This is a genomic window from Bacillus sp. 1A (assembly GCF_052682215.1).
On sequence record NZ_JBQYLZ010000001.1, the window covers coordinates 1,523,316 to 1,542,800 of the forward strand.

Consider the following 19,485-nt stretch of genomic DNA (forward strand, 5'->3'; position numbering starts at 1 on the left):
TAATGAAGAGTTAAATGGAGGATTTTATTAATGAAGTTTGTTATGTTTCTTGTAGGATTGCTCGTTGTATTTGTACTCGGTTTTCTTATAAGTGCCGATCGAAAGAAGATTAAGTATAAACCAATCGCAATTATGCTTGTTATTCAGCTAGCGTTAAGTTATTTCTTATTAAACACGCAAGTTGGTTATATTTTAGTAAAAGGAATTTCAGATGGATTTGGCGCGCTTCTTGGATATGCGGAAGCTGGAATCGTTTTCGTATTTGGCGGTCTTGTTAATAAAGGAGAGGTTTCATTCTTCTTAACAGCGTTATTACCAATCGTATTCTTTGCCGTTTTAATCGGAATTCTGCAACACTTTAAAATTTTACCGATATTTATTCGTGCTATTGGTACTGCGCTAAGTAAAGTAAATGGTCTAGGAAAACTAGAATCATATAACGCAGTAGCAGCTGCCATTGTTGGGCAAGCGGAAGTATTTATTACAGTAAAAGATCAATTAAGTAAAATCCCAAAACATCGTTTATATACATTATGTGCATCTTCCATGTCGACAGTATCAATGTCAATCGTAGGTTCTTATATGAAAATGATCGAACCGAAATATGTAGTAACAGCACTTGTATTAAATTTATTTAGTGGTTTCATTATTATTCATATTATTAACCCGTACGATATTACAGAAGAAGAAGATACACTGAAATTAGAAAATAAGAAAAAACAGTCATTCTTTGAAATGCTAAGTGAATATATTATGCTTGGTTTCACGATTGCAATCACAGTAGCGGCAATGTTACTTGGTTTCGTAGCATTAATTACAGCAATTAATAGCTTGTTTGATTCAATGTTCGGTATTACATTCCAAGCTATTTTAGGATACATTTTCTCACCATTAGCATTTGTAATGGGTATCCCGCAAGCAGAGATGGTAACAGCGGGACAAATTATGGCAACAAAATTAGTATCAAACGAATTTGTTGCGATGCTGGATCTTGGAAAAGTAGCTGGTGATTTATCAGCTCGTACAGTTGGTATTCTTTCTGTATTCCTTGTATCATTTGCGAACTTCTCATCAATCGGAATTATCGCAGGTGCAACGAAAGGTATCGATGAAAACCAATCAAATGTTGTATCATCATTCGGTCTACGCCTTGTGTACGGTGCGACATTAGTAAGTATTCTATCAGCGATTATCGTTGGTGTTATGTTATAAGAAAAATAGCCCTAGCTCATAGCTAGGGCTATTTTTTATGGTAAATTTGCATGAAAAAACCAATTAGTTAGGAATATATTAACATATAAAAATCTTTTAAAATTTATATTGCATTTCGATTGGATAACGCTTACAATTTGATTTGTAGGTGGTATCAATTTCAGACTTTCAAGTATGGTAGGAGAGAAGAAGCTACCTTTTATAAATTGCAATTTATGTAAACGCTTACTGATTTTAGAAAACAGTTGAATAGAATTTAGGGGTTTTAAATTTTTTAACAACAATGGTCAGACGTCATTCGTTATACGTTATACGACCGATAACTCGTGGGAGAAGTGGAGGATTCACATATGAAGATCGTAATGTTTCTAGTCGGTTTACTTGTAGTATTTGTACTAGGGTTCCTTATCAGTTCAGATCGTAAGAAAATTAAATATAAACCAATTGCACTTATGCTTGTCATTCAATTGGTACTTGCGTATTTCTTACTAAATACAAAGATCGGATTTGTATTAGTAAAAGGGATTGCAGATGGGTTTGGGGCTATTTTAAAATTTGCGGAAGCAGGGGTTAATTTCGTATTTGGTGGTCTAGCAAATGATGGACAAGCACCATTCTTCTTAACAGTATTATTACCAATTATTTTCTTAGCAGTACTAATTGGGATCTTACAACACATTAAAGTATTACCGATTATCATTCGTGCAGTCGGTTTCCTATTAAGTAAAATTAACGGCTTAGGAAAACTAGAATCATATAATGCAGTAGCAGCTGCAATCGTTGGTCAAGGTGAAGTATTTATTACAGTAAAAGATCAACTAAGCAAATTACCGAAAAATCGTTTATACACACTTTGTGCATCTTCTATGTCAACAGTATCGATGTCAATCGTCGGTTCTTACATGAAAATGATTGATCCAAAATATGTAGTAACAGCACTTGTATTAAACTTATTTAGTGGATTCATTATCGTTCATATTATTAATCCATATGAAGTGAAAGAAGAAGACGATATTTTAGAATTACAAGAAGATAAAAAACAAACATTCTTTGAAATGTTAGGCGAATATATTATGCTTGGTTTCTCTATCGCTGTAACAGTAGCGGCGATGTTAATCGGTTTCGTAGCATTAATTACAGCAATTAACGGTGTGTTCGATTCAATTTTCGGAATCACATTCCAAAGCATTTTAGGATATGTTTTCTCACCATTAGCATTCGTAATGGGTATTCCAACATCAGAGATGCTAACGGCAGGACAAATTATGGCAACGAAATTAGTAACGAACGAATTCGTTGCAATGCTTGATCTTGGAAAAGTAGCTGGTGATTTATCAGCTCGTACAGTAGGTATTTTATCTATCTTCCTTGTATCATTTGCGAACTTCTCATCAATCGGAATTATCGCAGGTGCAACGAAGAGTATCGATGGCAAACAAGCAAACGTTGTATCTTCATTCGGCTTAAAACTTGTATACGGTGCAACGTTAGTAAGTATATTATCAGCGATTATCGTTGGGGTTATGCTTTAATAAATTAAGAAAAGCAATGAGCGTAGGCTCGTTGCTTTTTTATTTAACTTGCTCTATCTAAGTCTCTTTTAAATTGTGGTTTCTCCAAATAAGTTCCAAGCCTCCATATATACTCAACAGGACCCATTCGATATTTTCGCAGCCAATATGTGCTAACAAATAATTGAATTGTATAGATTCCAATCGTTAAAAGAATACCGAAGAAATATCCTATTTTACCGAATAAGCCAAAGCCGTATGCGTAAAAAATTGTTGTTGTGATAATGGACTGGGCTAAGTAATTACTAACCGACATTTTTCCCATATTGGCCATGTATGTTAGTAGACGGGTTGCTTTTTTGTAATGGAATAATAAAATAATTGTGCTTCCGTAAAAGAAGGTCATGGTTACTGGTGTAAGGCCGTCTTGTAACATAAGTACAATAGGATGTTTGACGAACATAGCTGAAATTTTGATTGTAAAAGAGAAAATACCAGTAAGAAGCCAGATCCTTTTGACAGCAGAGATATGTTTATCAATCTCAAATAACCACCCTTTTTTTCCTACGTACATACCGATTAAGAAAAGTGGAGATAGGAAAATGAGTGTAAAAAGTGTTATAAAGGTTAATCCGAAGAAACCGTCAATGCCTATATATTCGAAAGGATTTTCAGTTAACCTAAAGTTGACATGATCCATATAGCTTCCAGTCTCATGAACTTTATGTTCTTTTTCAATATAAGGAGCAAAATCAGTAACATTTGTATTTGGGTCAGTTGAATAAGTCATAAGTGTAAGGAGTGCGAGTAGAATAGTTGCCCAAATTAATAATGTTTTTGGCTTTCTGTTTATAAACATCAGTAAGAAAATCCCGATGAGCCCATATGAGAATAAAATATCCCCGGACCAAATGAGCACGCCGTGAATAAAACCTAGTAGTAAAAGAATAAGAATACGACGTAAATATGTAGGGGAAAACTTTTTTCCTTTTGCGACAATGCTTTTTTGTAACAAAATAATGCTAAGACCAAATAAAAAAGAGAATAAAGAAATGAAATTTTGTGTGCCGAAAAATTGAATAAACCAATTAGCACCTTTATCGAGTTCGCCAAATATATAGGATGGTTTTTCATTAGCGAAGAACCCGAATTGAATTAATGTTATATTAACAAGTAAAATACCAAATAAAGCGAAGCCACGCATGGCGTCAACAACTTCTACACGTTGATTCATTTTTTCTCTCCTCGTATATTATTTTATATTGAAAATAATACCACTTTATAGTGGGCGCTATGTCAAATATGAGGAAATTTAAGGTGATTTTAAGCTAGAGAGAAAATAAAAAAATCACCTTAATACATTCATTAAGGTGATTGAAACACTACTCAGCTGGAGGCGTAAATGTACGTTTCTCTAATTCAGCGTCTAGCATAAATAATGCGTTTGAATCGCTTGTAATACGTTTTAATTTTTGGATGATGCTATCGAATGAAGATTCTTCTTCTACTTGCTCATCGACGAACCATTTTAAGAATGTAATTGTTGCGTGCTCACGCTCATCCCAAGCGATATCAGATAAGTTGTAAATACGCTTCGTTACTTCACGCTCGTGCTCAAGTGCTACTTCAAAAGCGTTCAGTACAGATTCATATTCGTTATTCGGATTATCAAATCCAGTAATAATAGCGCGCTCACCGCGGTCATTAATGTAGTTGTAAAGCTTCATTGCGTGGAAGCGCTCTTCTTCAGCTTGTACAAGGAAAAAATTAGCGAATCCATCATAGCTCTCCGCCGTACAGTAAGCAGCCATCGCCATATAAGCATGGGCAGAGTAAAATTCAAAGTTCATTTGATCGTTTAATGCGTCGTGCAATTTTTTAGATAACATAAAATCCCCCTTAGTATTGTGACAAGAATATTATACCATAATTGATAATATTCTCATTTGGATACTTCGAACCTTTTCGAAAGCTTTGTGACGTGTGCCTCCATAATGTCTTGTAAATCTAAATCATATTTTTGTGAAAGAATAATAAGATTAGATAGTACATCACCAAGTTCTTCCTTTAGTTCTTGTTTTAGCTCTTCTTCTGTTTTCGCGTCCTCATCAGGACGATCACGGCCGATTTCAATAGCGCGAACAACGCGTGAAACTTCTCCAACTTCCTCTGTTAAGAAATTTAAGCGAATAAAGGCATTATACTGTGACCAGCTTCGTTTTTCGTAAAATTCCTCAACCCATCTTTGAAATGCAACGATATCCATTTCTTCCTCATCTCCTCAATATGTTGTACAATAACAATTGTATCATGACAATATATAGTTTTGGGGTGTAGGAATGAGAAAGATTTGTGTGTTTGCAGGTTCCAACTTAGGGGAGAGACCTGAATTTAAAGAGCAGGCAATAGCGTTAGGGAAAATGTTTGTTGAGAACGATTATGAGCTTGTATACGGTGGTTCTTGCGTTGGGTTAATGGGAGAAGTGGCAAACGAAGTTCTTCGTTTAGGCGGGCGCGTAACAGGTGTTATGCCGCGCGGTCTATTCCGAGGAGAAATTGTTCATACAGGGCTAACAGAATTAATTGAAGTAGAAACGATGCACGAGCGCAAAGCGAAAATGGCAGAGCTTGCGGATGCTTTTATTGCATTACCAGGCGGATACGGAACGTTTGAAGAGCTATTTGAAGTAGTATGTTGGTCACAAATTGGTATACATAATAAGCCAGTTGGTTTATTGAATATAAAAGGCTTTTATGGACCAATTTTGCAAATGGTTGAACGTGCAGCGGAAGAAGGGTTTATGAACCCATCAAATAAAGAATTGATCGTTTCAGCTGAGACGGCAGATAAACTAATTCATGCAATCCAAAATTACGAGCGTCCTGTTTTAGGAACGAAGTGGAAGCAGCTATCATAATACAATTTTATAGATATTTTTGGAAACACATGTCATTTTACTTTGAAAAGGCATGTGTTTTTAGTTTGGTTAAATATATTAATATTTAGATATAATGTTTTTGGAAAAGGAGAAATAGATGGAGGAGTTTGTGTATTTACGTCCTGTTTTTAAAAGTATATTAGCAGCATCTATTCTTGTTATGCTAATTGTTTCAACACAGAAGAAAGAGCTAATTAATGAATTTTCGCTTTGGTTTATTTCGATATTGTGTATCGGTGTTGCCGCGATGACGTTGTTTATGTCTGGGTTTATCGTTGATGAGTATAATCTAGCTGGGGATGCACAGAGTTTTAGCATGTTTATTGCAATTGGCTGTATTAGCGGTTTGAATTTTATTATTTATTATAGACGGCAATAAAATAAGGCATTCCGTATTACTTTGGAATGCCTTTATCACTTTGATTACTTTGTTTTTTATACAGGTACCAGCCACCCCAGCCGCCACCAATTGCTACAACAACGAGGAAAGCATAGTCTTTAACCTCGACACGTATATTAAAAATATTAGCTATAAGTAAGAGAATCCCAACTGTTATTAACGCAAAAAATGCTCTAATTAAGTAGTCTTTCAACTGAACCACTCCCGCCATTTAAGTAGTAAATGATGAATATGGAAAAGCTTTTTTGGATCTATTTTACTAAAGGGTGTTACCTATATTTTAACATAAAAGGGATTGTAATATATTGATAAAAGTAGAGGAGAGGGGTGCTAATATTGTCGTGTTTTGTCGGTAAGTCGATATCCTATGTCGAATCGTCGATATAATGAAAAAATCGTTGATATATTGTGGGTTATCGTCGATATATTTGAAAAATCGTTGATATAATTTCATGTACCATTGAATGCGACCACTTCATAGAAAAAAGCGACTCTGAACGAGCCGCTTCCGCTTTAAGTGATATCCAGCTCCGGTGACTAGAACAGTCGGTCATTTCGCCCCTTCCTGTGAGGCAAAAAGCGCCTCTTCGTCAGGAGCTCCAATGCCCTCTTGTTCTGAGCGAGTCACCTCCGCTTTAAATGATATCCAGCTCCAGCGGCTAGAACAGTCGGTTGTTTCACTCCTTCATTCGAGGCAAAAAGCGCCTCGTAATCAGGAGTTCCAACACCCTCCTGTTCTGAGCGAGCCGCTTCCGCTTTAAGGTGATATCCAGCTCCAGCGGCTAGAATGTTCGGTGGCTTCGCTTTTTCCTGCGAGGCAAAGAGCGCCTCTACGTCAAAAGCTCCATCTCCCTCACATTCTGAACGAGCCACTTCCGCTTTTAAATATATTATTGATTCAAGAACGCGCGTAGCATCCAAGCGTGTTTTTCTAGTTCTGTGTAGATGCCTAGTAGTAGGTCAGATGTCATTTCGTCATCAGAGTTTTGAGCGATTTCCATGCCTTTTTTCAGTTCGACTAGCATCATTTCGTAGTCTTTCATGATTGCTTCAACCATTCCTTCTGCAGTTTCGCCGTATGCTGCTTCTTGAATAGAAGATAGTTCTAAGTATTCTTTCATTGTTGCTACTGGTTTACCACCAATTGCTAAAATGCGTTCTGCAATTTCGTCGATGTGAGTAGCTGATTCTGTGTAAAGTTCTTCGAATTTTTCATGTAATGTGAAGAATTGAGGGCCTTTTACGTACCAATGGAAGTTGTGTAGTTTTGTGAATAAAACGCTCCAGTCTGCTACTTGTTTGTTTAATACTACGATTACTTGTTTGTTCATTATGATCAATCTCCTTTTGAGTTGTTATGTTATATCAATTACTAATTTATAATTATTATAATCTAGTAATTCGTATAAATCAACCCTTTTGCTGGAATTAATTTGTACAAATTATGAACTGTTATAAATAAAAATCCCTATTACTGTGGAGTAATAGGGATTTTGTTTGGTATATAGCTCTTGTTCTAAACGAGCCGCTTTTGTTTTTAATTATATCCAGCTTCAGTGACTAGAACAGTCGGTCATTTCGAGCCTTCCTGTGAGGCAAAAAGCGCCTCTTCGTCAGGAGCTCCAATGCCCTCCTGTTCTGAGCAAGTCACCTCCGCTTTAAATGATATCCAGCTCCAGCGGCTAGAATCTCCGGTCATTTCGCTCTCTCTCTCGCTCGAAGCAAAAAGCGCTTCAAGGTCGAGAGCTCCAATGTCCTGCGATTCTGGACGAGCCGCTTCCGCTTTTTGCTGTTACACAGCCTTTTGTTTCTCTTCTACATCCTGTCCATCCCAGCACTCTGTATTCTGTAAGCCAGGGATAGAACTTGCAATGAAGACAGGATCTTTTCCTTGTTTCTTTTGCTTTATATAGTCTACTAAAGCTGCGTATGCAAACTTGCTAAGGAATGAGATGGCAATTAAGTTTGTGAATACCATTAGTCCCATAAAGAAATCAGCTAAACTCCAAACCGTTTGAAGGGCAGCGATAGATCCGAAGAACACCATTCCGACAACTGCAACACGATAAATCAGTAACCATGTTTTGCTTTCTTTAATGAATGCGATGTTTGTTTCACCATAATAGTAGTTTCCTAGTAAAGAACTGAAAGCGAATAGGAAAATAATAATCGCTAAGAAAGTGCTTGCCCACGGTCCAATTTGTGAACTTAATGCTTGTTGTGTTAATTCAATACCTTCTAAATTCGATCCTTTGTAAAGTCCAGAACATAATACGATAAACGCTGTTGATGTACATACTAAGAATGTATCTACGAAAACACCTAATGCTTGAACAAGTCCTTGTTTTACAGGGTGAGATACATCTGATGTTGCTGCTGCGTTAGGGGAGCTACCCATACCTGCTTCTGTCGCGAATAGACCGCGCTGAATTCCGAATTTGATTGCTGCTCCAATACCACCAGCGATAGCTTGGTCTAAACCGAATGCGCCATTAAATATTTCCATAAAAATGCTTGGTAACATATTGAAGTTGTTAATTACGACAAAAACAGCCACACCAATATAAATGATTGCCATTGGAGGAACAATCATTTCTGTAATACGTGAAATGCTCTTGATACCACCAAAAATAATAACTGCAACTAATAAAGCTAATAGAGCTCCTACAATCGTTCGCTCTAGTCCAAAAGCATTTTCAAACGCTATTGTTACTGTATTTGCTTGTACAGAATTGAAAATTAATCCGTACGCAACTGTAATAAGAAGTGAAAACCAAACACCCATCCAGCGTTTGTTTAATCCTTTTTCCATGTAATATGCTGGTCCACCACGGAACCTGCTTCCATCTTTTACTTTATAAATTTGCGCGAGCGTACATTCTACGAAACTAGTAGCTGCTCCGATAATTGCGATAAACCACATCCAAAATATTGCGCCAGGTCCACCCATTGAAATGGCTAATGCTACACCAGCTAAATTTCCGATACCGATACGTGCTGCTGCACTTAAGCAAAATGCTTGGAATGGAGAGATGCTATCTTTCTTTTTTTCTTTTCGATTAAATCCTTTACTAATTAAACTGACCATCTCACGTAAATGAGTAATTTGGACGAATTTTAATTTAAAAGAGAAATAAAGACCGAAGCCGATTAGCATTGCAATAAGAATATATGACCATAAAATATTATTCGTTACCTCAAGGAATCTGCTAAAGATATCAACCATATAATACACTTCCTTTTTTCCGTAATAAGAAAATTATATGCAAAAAATATACGAGAATCAATTTTTCTAAAAAATGATGTTACATAAACATGTTTTGTGTTATGATTATGTTACATCGTAATATTTTTAGAATTATTTACATTTTAAAAAACTAAATGTAAAGCGAGAAAGAGGGGATAATTTGAAAGAAGAAACTTTATTGAAAGTAAGCCTTAAGAGTTTGAAAATGAGAAGTAATATATTTTTTATCATTTCATCTTTAAGTATCTTTTTAGGAGCGACTTATTATTACAATAAAAGATTTCCAAGTCATAGGTATCCTGAATGGTTAGAATTTCTAAAATTGATTGGATGAACAAAAGACAGAAAAACAGAAAATTAAAATAAAGAAGTTATGGAGGAGCTAAATATGAATATTAGAGAAAGTGAACTTCCGGGTATTGGTTATAAGTTTCAAATCGTTACGAAAGGTAACGAAAAGATGGTGATTGTCATTCATGATGATGGGCGTAGAGAAATGTATCATTTTGATTCAGATCATGAAGAAAGCATCTCAAGTATTTCATTACGTGACTCAGAGGCGAGACAAATTGCAGCAATATTAGGTGGAATGGTATATAAGCCTAGAGCATTAGAAAATGTTGAAATGGTCTTTGAAGGTTTAGCGATTGAGTGGTTTAAAGTAGAGAATGCTGCTCCAGCGCTTGGAAAAACAATCGGTGATCTTGAAATAAGAAAAACATATAGCGTAACGATCATTGCAGTTATGAAAAAGAATATGAAAAAGCTATTTAATCCAGGGCCAGAAACGGTAATTGAAGAAGGCGATATGCTTGTAGTTTCAGGTGAGAGAGAAGAAATTAAAAAAATTATTAATGAGTTACTTTCGAATAGGGGGACTGACTAGATGGATACGTTAATTTTTGAAGTTGGTACAGCGTTAGTATTAGTTGCAATTGCGGCAGTAATTGCTGGAAAGTTTAAATTCTCAGTCATTCCGTTTCTAATTGTTCTTGGGATGTTAGTAGGGCCACACGCGCCGACAATAGGTGTGATTGATTTCAAGTTTATTGAAAGTGCAAGTGTCATTTCCTTCCTTGGACGGATTGGTGTTCTGTTCCTTCTGTTCTATCTAGGACTAGAGTTTTCGATGAAAAAACTAATTAAATCTGGACGTTCTATTGCAATTGGCGGAACGATCTATATTTTAATTAACTTTTCACTTGGGTTATTATATGGATTTATAATGGGATTCCCTTTACTAGAAATCTTAATTATTGCGGGTATTATTACGATTTCTTCTAGCGCTATCGTTGCAAAGGTGTTAGTGGATTTAAGAAGAACTGGTAATAATGAGACCGAATTAATTTTAGGAATTATCATGTTCGAAGATATATTCCTTGCTGTATATTTATCAGTCGTTTCAGGCTTAGTTCTAGGGGATCATGCTTCCTTCTTAGGAGCTCTTACTTCAATTGGAATTGCTCTAGGATACATGCTTCTATTCTTTATTGTAGCTAGAAAGGCTACACCATTATTAAATAAATTGCTCAATATTAGTTCAGATGAAATTTTCATTATTGTAGTATTTGCTTCGTTATTCTTTATTGCAGGTTTCTCGGAAACAATTCACGTTGCAGAAGCAATTGGTGCACTTCTTTTAGGATTAGTTTTCTCTGAGACAGAGCATAGTGACAGAATTGAACATCTCGTTGTTCCATTTAGAGACTTTTTCGGAGCTATTTTCTTCTTCAGTTTCGGATTAAGCATTGATCCGTTTTCATTAGGTGGAGCGATATGGTTAACGTTAGGTGCTGTCCTTCTTACAGTCATCGGAAACTTTGTTGCAGGTATGATTGCAGGGCGACAAGCTGGATTATCTCATAAAGCGTCAACAAATATTGGATTAACAATCGTTTCAAGAGGAGAATTCTCTATCATTATGGCCAATATCGGCATCGCCGGTGGTTTAATGTCAGTCTTGAAACCATTCTCGGCACTATACGTGCTTATACTATCCATCTTAGGTCCACTTCTGACGAAAGAATCAAAGAATGTATATAAATTTTTAAATAAAATCTTTAAGTGGGATACGAAGACTAACTGAATGAAACAATGATTGTAACAAAAGAATCTATGCTGACATAGATTCTTTTTTATTGTCATTTTTCGAAAGGGGAAAGAGTAGGTTTAATATTTTACATATTGTGGCATACATATAGGAAAAGGGAGTTTGGAAAGGGGATTATAGAGAAATGGAACTCCAGTTTCAAAATGTATATCAACAGGTGGAGAATTGGTATGTGTTGGATTCGGAGCTTCCTTGGGATGTCAAAAGGCTTAGAGATGATTTGTTTTCACTCATTGAAGTATGTAAAACACCAGTTATTTTTTGTGATACGTGTGATGCGAATCATGTGCTTCTATCATTAGGAGAAGAAGAAGAGGAATTCTTATTCCCAGTAGGTGGTTTTTATCATAAAGAAAAACAATTAATTTTTGTTTGCATATGGGAAGAGTATGAGCAGGTGCTCAAAACATTACTGCATGAATTTCGCCATGCGATGCAGCATAAGAGGGAAGTATTGTATGTTGGAAGTGAATTGTACGAAGATAGATGGATTGAGAAAGATGCGAGAAAGTTCGCGGAGAGGAAGTTAGATGAATATAAAAATAGAAAATTAATGTAAAGCATAGTGAAGAAATGGCACTGTGCTTTCTTTGTTAATTACTAAAAGTAAGTGATTGACTTTTATAAAGTTTAGCTCTAAACTAATGGTATGAAATGAGCGAGGTGATAGAATGAAGACAGAAGATAGACTCGGATTACTATTATGGTTTCGTTTATCACGTTTTTATAACAAAAGTATTCGTGAGACGAATCAGCATTTGAAAGAATGGAATGTATCTGCCGCTCAGTTTGATGTGCTAGCTCAAGTTGGAGGACATAATCGTCTAACGCAGCAAGAGCTCGGAAATAAACTATTTGTTACGAAGGGAAATATCACGCAGCTATTAAATAAAATGGAGCAGCTGGAGTGGATTCATCGTGAACAAGAAGGTACTACAAAATATATTTCGTTAACAGAAAAGGGAAAAGCTTTATATGAAGAAATCGTCCCGCCTCAAGAAACGTTCCAAGCGGAGCAGTTTCAAAATTTAAATGTAGAAGAACAACATCAATTATTACAATTACTAAAAAAATTACAGTGAGAAAAATTTTTGAAATAAATCTTGAATTCGAGATAATATGAGGTGAAGGATATGTTTAGAAAAGTTGATCATAAAAATATGGGAAGAGCAAATCACGGTTGGTTAAATACACATTTTCATTTTTCCTTTGCGAATTACTATAACCCGAATAACATGAACTTTGGAGCATTGCGTGTAATTAATGATGACCTAGTAGCACCGCAAACTGGTTTTGATATGCATCCGCACCGCGATATGGAAATCATTTCGTACGTTGTAGATGGTGCTTTAACACATGAGGATAGCATGGGGAACCGCGGAACAATTGAGCGAGGACATGTTCAATATATGAGTGCTGGCACAGGTGTATTTCATAGCGAGCATAATTTAGGAAATGAAACACTACGTTTATTACAAATTTGGATTTTACCAGATCGTGCGGATCATAAACCAAACTATGGTGAGTTTACATTTGATTGGAGCAAGCGTGAAAACGAATGGTTTCACATGGTATCTCCACTAGAAGGAGAGGCACCAATTCAAATTCACCAAGATGCGAATTTATATTCTTTATCGTTAGATGCTGGAAAAGAAATTCATTTTCCTGTGAAAGAAGGTCGTCAATTGTACCTTGTACAAATTGAAGGAAGTAGCGTAATAAATGGTGAAAAGCTTATTATGCGTGATGCAGCAGAAGCGGTAGAAGAAGATATTCATATTGAAGCGAAAGAGCAATCACACTATTTAGCAATTGAATTGAAAAAACAATAAAATGTTTATCCCCCACTGATTATAGTTTCACTTTATGAAAAAGAGGACACCCAAGAGGATGTCCTCTTTTTTTGAGTGGAATTGTCAGAGAAAACTTTCTCAATATTTAGATAAAGGTATTAGCCCGGAAAATAAGAATTGTATAAAAGTGTCAAAAATCTTTAGGGAATGGGGAATGTTATAGTGAAAAAGCAAGTCATTTCATCAGCATTAGCCTTAACTGTTATCGCCGGGGGATTTGGAACATTTGGAGCAACGACAACGAAAGCGGAAGAACAAAAAATTCAATATCATCAAGAATTTAAAACGCCTGCATACATAGGTGAAGAATGGAAAGCACCGGAAGGACTAGATAAAAAAGAGACAGTCTTTCAGTATTTAGAGAGTAAGAAAGATATGTTTAAATTAGCAGGAAATATTGATAAACATTTCAATGTCGTTGGGGAAGAAAAAGATGCTGAATCTGGCACAACACATGTGAAGTTAGTTGAGAAGCATAATAACATTCCTGTGTATGGTTCAGATCAAACTGTTACACTTGATAAAGAAAATAATGTAAAAGCATTCTTCGGACAAGTTATTCCGAATTTAGAGGATAAAAATATTCCTGCGTTTGCAAATATTAGTGCAGAGCAAGCGGAAACAATTGCAAAGGCAGATATTGAAAAAGAAGTTGGTAAAGTAAAGAATTATGACGGTGTGAAAAAAGATTTATTTGTGTATGAAAAAGATGGGAAGTACTATCTTGCATACTTAGTTAAGGCATCGATTTCAAAACCAGCTCCAGGCTATTGGCATTATTTCGTTGATGCAACGAATGGAAATGTAATTGAGAAATATAACGCTGTAGATCACATTACAGGATTTGGTTACGGAGTATTAGGCGATAGACAATCATTTGAAATTGCTCAAGATGAGAAAACAGGAGCGTTCAACTTATTTGATGGTAAACGAGGACAAGGTGTTCACACATTTGATGCAGAAAATATGGATGAAAACTTGTTTAATTTATTCTCACAATGGCTTGGATATACAGGAGAAGAGGTTGAGAGTAAATCTAAGTTCTTCGAAGATAAAGCAGCGGTTGATGCGCATGTAAATGCAGGAAAAGTATACGATTACTACAAAAAGACATTTAATCGTAACTCTTTCGATGATAAAGGTGCGAAGCTAATTTCTACTGTTCACGTAGGAGAGAGTTGGAATAACGCAGCTTGGAACGGTGTGCAAATGATGTATGGTGATGGTGATGGAAAAACATTCATTCCATTATCTGCTGGATTAGATGTTATCGGTCACGAATTAACGCATGCTGTAACTGAACATACAGCAAACCTTGTTTATAAAAATGAGTCAGGTGCGTTAAATGAATCGTTATCTGATATTATGGGTGTCATGGTTGAGAAGAAGAGCTGGGATTTAGGTGCTGATATTTATACACCTGGAAAACCTGGTGATGCACTTCGTTCTCTGAAAGATCCAGCATCTATTCCAAATCCATTAAAACCAGGTGAAGGTTACCCAGATCATTACAATAAACGCTACACTGGAACAGCTGATAATGGCGGCGTTCATATTAACAGTAGTATTAACAATAAAGCTGCATATTTAGTATCTGATGGCGGAGAGCATTACGGCGTGAAAGTAGCTGGAGTAGGCCGTGAAGCGACAGAAAAAATTTATTACCGTGCTCTTACGAAATATTTAACTGCAAACTCTGACTTTAAGATGATGCGTCAAGCTGCTCTTCAGTCAGCTGAAGATTTATATGGTAAAAACTCTAAAGCTGTACAAGCTGTAACGAAAGCTTATGATGCAGTAGGCGTAAAATAATAAGAGAAAAAGACCTGACTAGGATGGAGGGCACTGAAAAACTCCACTTCATAAGAAAAAGGATCCTACCACCTACTATATAAAGGTGATGGGGTCCTTTTTAATTTCAACATATTGATAAAATGCGTGTTATTTTCTCAAAGCAACCACTTTTTCAGTGCCCTCCTAGGATGTCAGGTCTTTCTTTATTTAGTCACGAACACCTAATGCGATTTTCGCCATACGTGACATGCGTTCTTTAGACCAGGGCGGATTCCAAACGACATTTACTTCTATTTCATTGACTTCAGGTACGTTCGTTGATAATACTTTTTTAACGTCTGATACAATTTGCCCAGCCATTGGACAACCGATAGAAGTCATCGTCATCGTAATGACAGCATTATTATTTTCATCTGCTGTAACGTCATAAACTAATCCAAGATTAACAATATCAACACCTAGTTCAGGATCAATAACAGCTTCTAAGTTTGCATATAACTTTTCTTCAAATGCTTGTTGTGACATGTGTAGCACCCCCTACATATTAATGATATCGATTCTCATTATAACGGATATATATATAATATGCAGGGAATGAGCTCAAAAAAATATTCCTCTTGAAAGAGGAATGTTTTTTGAAAGCTATTCAGTTTTGAAATGAGATACGAGTTGATCTAATTCTTGAACTGTTTGTTTCATTTGTCTAGCAGTTACAGTCATCTCATTCATAGTAATGACCTTTTGCTCAGCAGATTGTGCTGTTGCCGCTGTTTCACTAGATACTTCAGTCGAAATAGAAGCGATGTTATTCAGCGAAGCGTTCATTTCTTCAGCGCTTGCAGCCATTTCTTCAGCAGTTGCTGAGATGTCTTGCATTTGAGTAGATACTTTATTTACTTGTTCTACAATCGTTGTGAAAGAATTTCCAGCTTCACGAATGACATGAATGCCTTCAAATGCTTCCGAACGGCCTTGGGACATCATAGAGCTCGCAGTTTCAGTGTCTTGTTGAATTTGATGTAGTAGTTGGTTAATATCTGTTGCCGCTGTTTTAGATTGTTCAGCAAGTTTTCGAACTTCGTCAGCTACGACAGCGAAACCTTTTCCTTGTTCGCCAGCACGAGCTGCTTCGATAGATGCATTTAAAGCAAGTAAGTTTGTTTGTTCTGCGATATTAGAAATAGATTGAACAGCTGTATCAATATATTTCGTGTGGGTGATTAGACGTTCGACCACTTCTGACGTAGCATTTACCGCGTCGTGTATCGTTGTCATTTGTGAAACAGATTTTTGAATAACTGAACTTCCATCGTTAGCCTGTTCAGATGTAGTTACAGCAAGTTCAGTTACAGATGAAGCAGATTCAGCAATACGCTGAACGCTTACTGTCATATCGTCCATTGCAGTTGAGCTTTCTTCCATACTAGAGGCTTGCGATTGAATATTTGCATTTAAGCTAGACATCGAGCTTTGAACTCTTATTGTTGCCTCGCGTGATATATTCGTCTTTTCTAGCATATTTTCAGAAGCGTTTTGTACTTCTACGGATGTTTTTTGAACACGATTGATAATATGTTGTAGGTTTTCTAACATTTTATTAAATGATGTTGCGATCGTACCAATTTCATCATTACTATTTACTTGTAGGCGAGCTGTTAAGTCACCTTCTTGAGATGATAATTCTTTTAGCTTATTATCAATTTGTTGAATTGGTTTTACAAGTTTACCAGAGAACCACCATGCAAGAATGATAGCTACGATAATACAAATAACAAGTGATAAGAAGACAACATATTCAATTTGTAGTGAAGATTGATCAATTTTTTTGATAGATTGATCACGTAACTTAGCTTGTTCATTACTGTAATTTGTGAAATCACCAATTACTTTATAAACAGAGCCATTCTCTGTAGAAGCTACTTGTAAAGCTTCTTCCCACTTTTGGTCTTTTGCAAGGGTGAAGACTTTTTCTTCAATAAATTTTCTCCAAGTGGACCCTAAATTCATTGTATCTTTCACGGATTGAGAAATATTTGGATTAGAAAGAAGTTTATCTTTTGAATCCTCCAGACGTTTACTCATCTCGTTAAACTTGTCTAATTCTACTTGATCGTGTTGTAGTAAATAACCTCTTAAAGCAGAAAGTTGTACTTGATAAGCGTCTCCACGCTCTTTCAATTCTGTTGCCAGAGGAGAAATTTCTTTTTGTAATGTTTCAGCTTTACGAGATTGGTCAATAGCAAAAAATAAAATAAAAGCTAAGGCGATGCCAAATAAAGCGCAAATCGTTCCCATCATGAACATTAGTTTTTTTCGAATGCTAATAAAATTCATATGATAAAAAGCCCCCTTTGTGAAATCTTAGTATTAGAATTAATTAATGTAAAAAACCGAAAGAAAGCTTTACTCCATCTGGAATAAAGCTTCCTTCTTTCCTTTAGGAATTATAGCAGACGTAATGAGAGATAGAAAGAGATATTTTAAGGTTAAAAAAAGAGAGACTGTAAATCTCTCTTTTTAACAACTTGGAGCTCATAGAAGTATAAAGGAAAGTTTTGCTTTAAACGTTTGTTTTGAAATGAGAAACGAGAACTTCAAGTTCTTGTACAGTCGTTTTCATTTCAGAAGCTTTTTTAGCAACGACACCCATTTTGTTTACTTGGTCACCAGCCGAAGTTGCTGTTTGTGATGTTTCGGCGGCAACTTCATTTGAAATAGAGGCGATGTTATTTAAAGCTGCATTGATTTCTTCTGAACTTGCGGCCATTTCTTCAGCAGTTGCAGACATTTCTTGCATTTGTGTAGAGACTTTGTTAATGTGGTTAACAATTTCCGAGAATGAAGATCCAGCGGTACGAATGACTGTAATTCCTTCCGAAGCCTCTGACTGACCTTGTGTCATCATTTCATTTGCTATTTTTGTGTCAGCTTGAATTTGATGAAGTAAATGGTTAATGTCAGTTGCTGCTAGCTGAGATTGTTCAGCAAGTTTTCGTACTTCATCGGCAACAACGGCGAATCCTTTTCCGTGTTCGCCAGCACGAGCTGCTTCAATTGAAGCATTTAAAGCGAGTAAATTCGTTTGTTCCGCGATATTAGAAATGGATTGAAGTGCAGTATCAATATGATTCGTATGTGTAATGAGTCGCTCTACTACTTGTGATGTAGCGTTAACAGCTTCGTTAATTGTATGCATTTGTGTAATAGATTTCTCAATGACTTTATTCCCACTATCTGCTTTTTCTGAAGTTGTAACAGCTAGGCTAGCAACAGAGGAGGCAGATTCTGCAATACGCTGAACACTCGTTGTCATATCGTCCATTGCAGTTGAACTTTCTTCGATGCTTGAAACTTGTGAACGAATATTATACGCAAGAGCATTCATAGTTTCTTCGGTTTTTGCTGTATTTTCCATAGAAGCAGTGGTTTCGATGAACACATTTTCAGACGCTTCTTTTACACTTGTTGATGTTTGTTGCACTTGTTTTATGATACGTTGTAAGTTAGCGAGCATTTGATTAAAGGAATTGGCGATATCACCAATTTCATCTTTACTCGTTACGTGTAATCTAGCAGTTAAATCGCCGTCTTGAGAAGCTAATTCTTTTAATTTCTCATCAATTTGTCGTATCGGTTTAACGAGTTTACCAGAGAACCACCATGCTAATAAAATAGATGTTAACGTACATGTAATGAGTGAGAAGAAAATAATATATTGAATAAGAGATGAAGAAGACTCTACGTCAGCAATTAATGCGTCACGTTTATCATTTTCTTCATTTGCATATTTAGTAAAACGGCTTAAAAGATCGTTTACATAATCTGTTTGAGCTAAAGCGATTTTGGATGCTTCGTCCCATTTTCCTTCGCGAGCGAGAGGGAGGGCTTCATTATCTATGACGCTTCGCCATTTTGCTCCCATTAAAATCGCTTCTTTCATTCCTTCTGGGAGTTTTTTATCACTTGTTACTTTCTCTCTAGTATCAGCAAGTTTTTTTCCTTCTCGGTTGAATTTATCCAATCCTTTTTGATCATGTGACAGTAAATATTCTTGTAAACCGGCAACTTGTGCTTGGAACCAATCACCACGTTCTTTTAAAATTGTTGCTCGTTTTGATACATCATTTTTTAACGTTTCAATTTCGCTTGCTTGGTTCATAGCGAATGAAAGAATAACAATAAGAGCAATACTAAATAAAGAAGAAATGCTTAAGAGTGTGAACAGTAGTTTTTTGCGAATACTAACATATTTCATCGTTACCCCTGCCTTTAAAAACTGTTTATTATGATTTATAAATATTGAGAACGAAATTAATAAAAACATCATTATGAAGTTATTAATCTGTTCAATGAAAATTATAGCAGATAATGGAAGATGGCAGATTAATATGAGTAAATGTTCTTAAAATGTATACATTT

Annotated in this window: 20 protein-coding genes; 10 read left to right on the forward strand and 10 right to left on the reverse strand. The window is 35.9% G+C overall.

Going from position 1 to position 19,485, the window contains the following annotated elements:
* Positions 1-30: 30 nt before the first annotated feature.
* Both ACUN0F_RS07570 and ACUN0F_RS07575 read left to right on the forward strand, forming a co-directional pair.
* Positions 31-1,212, forward strand: a complete 1,182-nt coding sequence (locus tag ACUN0F_RS07570; RefSeq protein ID WP_000673848.1) for a NupC/NupG family nucleoside CNT transporter — start codon at positions 31-33, stop codon at positions 1,210-1,212.
* Positions 1,213-1,562: 350 nt separating this feature from the next.
* Complete coding sequence (locus ACUN0F_RS07575) at positions 1,563-2,744, forward strand: NupC/NupG family nucleoside CNT transporter (protein ID WP_000706845.1); 1,182 nt, start codon at positions 1,563-1,565, stop codon at positions 2,742-2,744.
* A 43-nt stretch (positions 2,745-2,787) separates the two neighbouring features.
* Here ACUN0F_RS07575 and ACUN0F_RS07580 read toward each other — a convergent pair whose 3' ends face one another.
* The 3 genes from ACUN0F_RS07580 to ACUN0F_RS07590 all read right to left on the reverse strand — a co-directional run bounded on the left by ACUN0F_RS07580 (position 2,788) and on the right by ACUN0F_RS07590 (position 4,989).
* Entirely contained in the window at positions 2,788-3,957 is a 1,170-nt protein-coding gene (locus tag ACUN0F_RS07580) for a DUF418 domain-containing protein (protein ID WP_264461662.1), read from the reverse strand.
* Positions 3,958-4,105: 148 nt separating this feature from the next.
* Positions 4,106-4,612 (reverse strand): ferritin, encoded by a 507-nt coding sequence (locus ACUN0F_RS07585; RefSeq protein WP_000949394.1) that lies wholly within the window; start codon positions 4,610-4,612, stop codon positions 4,106-4,108.
* A 53-nt stretch (positions 4,613-4,665) separates the two neighbouring features.
* Positions 4,666-4,989 (reverse strand): MazG nucleotide pyrophosphohydrolase domain-containing protein, encoded by a 324-nt coding sequence (locus ACUN0F_RS07590; protein WP_073517057.1) that lies wholly within the window; start codon positions 4,987-4,989, stop codon positions 4,666-4,668.
* A 73-nt stretch (positions 4,990-5,062) separates the two neighbouring features.
* On the opposite strand from ACUN0F_RS07590, the gene ACUN0F_RS07595 reads away from it, so the two are divergent.
* Both ACUN0F_RS07595 and ACUN0F_RS07600 read left to right on the forward strand, forming a co-directional pair.
* On the forward strand, positions 5,063-5,641 hold the full coding sequence (locus tag ACUN0F_RS07595; protein ID WP_046955625.1) for an LOG family protein: 579 nt from the start codon (positions 5,063-5,065) through the stop codon (positions 5,639-5,641).
* 118 nt (positions 5,642-5,759) lie between these two features.
* Entirely contained in the window at positions 5,760-6,041 is a 282-nt protein-coding gene (locus ACUN0F_RS07600; protein WP_000390915.1) for a hypothetical protein, read from the forward strand.
* A 16-nt stretch (positions 6,042-6,057) separates the two neighbouring features.
* On the opposite strand, the gene ACUN0F_RS07605 is transcribed toward ACUN0F_RS07600, so the two are convergent.
* From ACUN0F_RS07605 to ACUN0F_RS07620, 4 genes are all read right to left on the reverse strand, one after another.
* Positions 6,058-6,255 carry a hypothetical protein gene (locus ACUN0F_RS07605; RefSeq protein ID WP_000656314.1) on the reverse strand — a complete coding sequence of 66 codons (198 nt, stop codon included), beginning with the start codon at positions 6,253-6,255 and terminating at the stop codon, positions 6,058-6,060.
* 431 nt (positions 6,256-6,686) lie between these two features.
* Complete coding sequence (locus ACUN0F_RS07610) at positions 6,687-6,983, reverse strand: hypothetical protein (RefSeq protein WP_445540863.1); 297 nt, start codon at positions 6,981-6,983, stop codon at positions 6,687-6,689.
* Positions 6,953-7,393, reverse strand: coding sequence for a Dps family protein (locus ACUN0F_RS07615; protein WP_001041906.1), 441 nt, complete (start codon positions 7,391-7,393; stop codon positions 6,953-6,955). Before ACUN0F_RS07615 ends, ACUN0F_RS07610 begins: the two co-directional genes overlap by 31 nt.
* Before the next feature lie 461 nt (positions 7,394-7,854).
* Positions 7,855-9,288: an alanine/glycine:cation symporter family protein gene (locus ACUN0F_RS07620; RefSeq protein WP_445539322.1), complete on the reverse strand. Its 1,434-nt coding sequence runs from the start codon at positions 9,286-9,288 to the stop codon at positions 7,855-7,857.
* A gap of 409 nt (positions 9,289-9,697) precedes the next feature.
* On the opposite strand from ACUN0F_RS07620, the gene ACUN0F_RS07625 reads away from it, so the two are divergent.
* The 6 genes from ACUN0F_RS07625 (at position 9,698) to nprB (ending at position 15,084) form a co-directional block, all read left to right on the forward strand.
* Positions 9,698-10,195 carry a cation:proton antiporter regulatory subunit gene (locus ACUN0F_RS07625; protein ID WP_001026071.1) on the forward strand — a complete coding sequence of 166 codons (498 nt, stop codon included), beginning with the start codon at positions 9,698-9,700 and terminating at the stop codon, positions 10,193-10,195.
* Complete coding sequence (locus ACUN0F_RS07630; protein WP_097852920.1) at positions 10,196-11,395, forward strand: cation:proton antiporter; 1,200 nt, start codon at positions 10,196-10,198, stop codon at positions 11,393-11,395.
* A 148-nt stretch (positions 11,396-11,543) separates the two neighbouring features.
* Complete coding sequence (locus tag ACUN0F_RS07635) at positions 11,544-11,978, forward strand: DUF3920 family protein (RefSeq protein ID WP_000422822.1); 435 nt, start codon at positions 11,544-11,546, stop codon at positions 11,976-11,978.
* Positions 11,979-12,090: 112 nt separating this feature from the next.
* Positions 12,091-12,501, forward strand: a complete 411-nt coding sequence (locus ACUN0F_RS07640) for a MarR family winged helix-turn-helix transcriptional regulator (RefSeq protein WP_000845460.1) — start codon at positions 12,091-12,093, stop codon at positions 12,499-12,501.
* Positions 12,502-12,552: 51 nt separating this feature from the next.
* A complete protein-coding gene (locus tag ACUN0F_RS07645; RefSeq protein WP_445539323.1) occupies positions 12,553-13,251 on the forward strand; it encodes a pirin family protein in 699 nt (232 codons plus the stop codon).
* Between the two features lie 183 nt (positions 13,252-13,434).
* Positions 13,435-15,084: a neutral protease NprB gene (gene nprB, locus ACUN0F_RS07650; protein WP_000745135.1), complete on the forward strand. Its 1,650-nt coding sequence runs from the start codon at positions 13,435-13,437 to the stop codon at positions 15,082-15,084.
* A gap of 189 nt (positions 15,085-15,273) precedes the next feature.
* On the opposite strand, the gene ACUN0F_RS07655 is transcribed toward nprB, so the two are convergent.
* The 3 genes from ACUN0F_RS07655 to ACUN0F_RS07665 all read right to left on the reverse strand — a co-directional run bounded on the left by ACUN0F_RS07655 (position 15,274) and on the right by ACUN0F_RS07665 (position 19,321).
* Positions 15,274-15,591 (reverse strand): metal-sulfur cluster assembly factor, encoded by a 318-nt coding sequence (locus tag ACUN0F_RS07655; RefSeq protein WP_098815113.1) that lies wholly within the window; start codon positions 15,589-15,591, stop codon positions 15,274-15,276.
* A 117-nt stretch (positions 15,592-15,708) separates the two neighbouring features.
* A complete protein-coding gene (locus ACUN0F_RS07660; protein WP_445539324.1) occupies positions 15,709-17,400 on the reverse strand; it encodes a methyl-accepting chemotaxis protein in 1,692 nt (563 codons plus the stop codon).
* A gap of 226 nt (positions 17,401-17,626) precedes the next feature.
* Entirely contained in the window at positions 17,627-19,321 is a 1,695-nt protein-coding gene (locus tag ACUN0F_RS07665; RefSeq protein ID WP_445539325.1) for a methyl-accepting chemotaxis protein, read from the reverse strand.
* Between the last annotated feature and the right edge of the window lie 164 nt (positions 19,322-19,485).

Excerpts from the sequence above, each read along its gene's own strand:
- ACUN0F_RS07580 (WP_264461662.1), bottom strand. The coding sequence starts at position 3,957 with ATGAATCAACGTGTAGAAGTTGTTGACGCCATGCGTGGCTTCGCTTTA.
- ACUN0F_RS07645 (WP_445539323.1), top strand. The coding sequence starts at position 12,553 with ATGTTTAGAAAAGTTGATCATAAAAATATGGGAAGAGCAAATCACGGT.
- ACUN0F_RS07660 (WP_445539324.1), bottom strand. The coding sequence starts at position 17,400 with ATGAATTTTATTAGCATTCGAAAAAAACTAATGTTCATGATGGGAACG.
- ACUN0F_RS07665 (WP_445539325.1), bottom strand. The coding sequence starts at position 19,321 with ATGAAATATGTTAGTATTCGCAAAAAACTACTGTTCACACTCTTAAGC.
- ACUN0F_RS07625 (WP_001026071.1), top strand. The coding sequence starts at position 9,698 with ATGAATATTAGAGAAAGTGAACTTCCGGGTATTGGTTATAAGTTTCAA.
- ACUN0F_RS07655 (WP_098815113.1), bottom strand. The coding sequence starts at position 15,591 with ATGTCACAACAAGCATTTGAAGAAAAGTTATATGCAAACTTAGAAGCT.
- ACUN0F_RS07615 (WP_001041906.1), bottom strand. The coding sequence starts at position 7,393 with ATGAACAAACAAGTAATCGTAGTATTAAACAAACAAGTAGCAGACTGG.
- ACUN0F_RS07595 (WP_046955625.1), top strand. The coding sequence starts at position 5,063 with ATGAGAAAGATTTGTGTGTTTGCAGGTTCCAACTTAGGGGAGAGACCT.
- ACUN0F_RS07620 (WP_445539322.1), bottom strand. The coding sequence starts at position 9,288 with ATGGTTGATATCTTTAGCAGATTCCTTGAGGTAACGAATAATATTTTA.
- ACUN0F_RS07590 (WP_073517057.1), bottom strand. The coding sequence starts at position 4,989 with ATGGATATCGTTGCATTTCAAAGATGGGTTGAGGAATTTTACGAAAAA.
- ACUN0F_RS07630 (WP_097852920.1), top strand. The coding sequence starts at position 10,196 with ATGGATACGTTAATTTTTGAAGTTGGTACAGCGTTAGTATTAGTTGCA.
- ACUN0F_RS07575 (WP_000706845.1), top strand. The coding sequence starts at position 1,563 with ATGAAGATCGTAATGTTTCTAGTCGGTTTACTTGTAGTATTTGTACTA.
- ACUN0F_RS07570 (WP_000673848.1), top strand. The coding sequence starts at position 31 with ATGAAGTTTGTTATGTTTCTTGTAGGATTGCTCGTTGTATTTGTACTC.
- ACUN0F_RS07635 (WP_000422822.1), top strand. The coding sequence starts at position 11,544 with ATGGAACTCCAGTTTCAAAATGTATATCAACAGGTGGAGAATTGGTAT.
- ACUN0F_RS07640 (WP_000845460.1), top strand. The coding sequence starts at position 12,091 with ATGAAGACAGAAGATAGACTCGGATTACTATTATGGTTTCGTTTATCA.
- ACUN0F_RS07600 (WP_000390915.1), top strand. The coding sequence starts at position 5,760 with ATGGAGGAGTTTGTGTATTTACGTCCTGTTTTTAAAAGTATATTAGCA.
- ACUN0F_RS07585 (WP_000949394.1), bottom strand. The coding sequence starts at position 4,612 with ATGTTATCTAAAAAATTGCACGACGCATTAAACGATCAAATGAACTTT.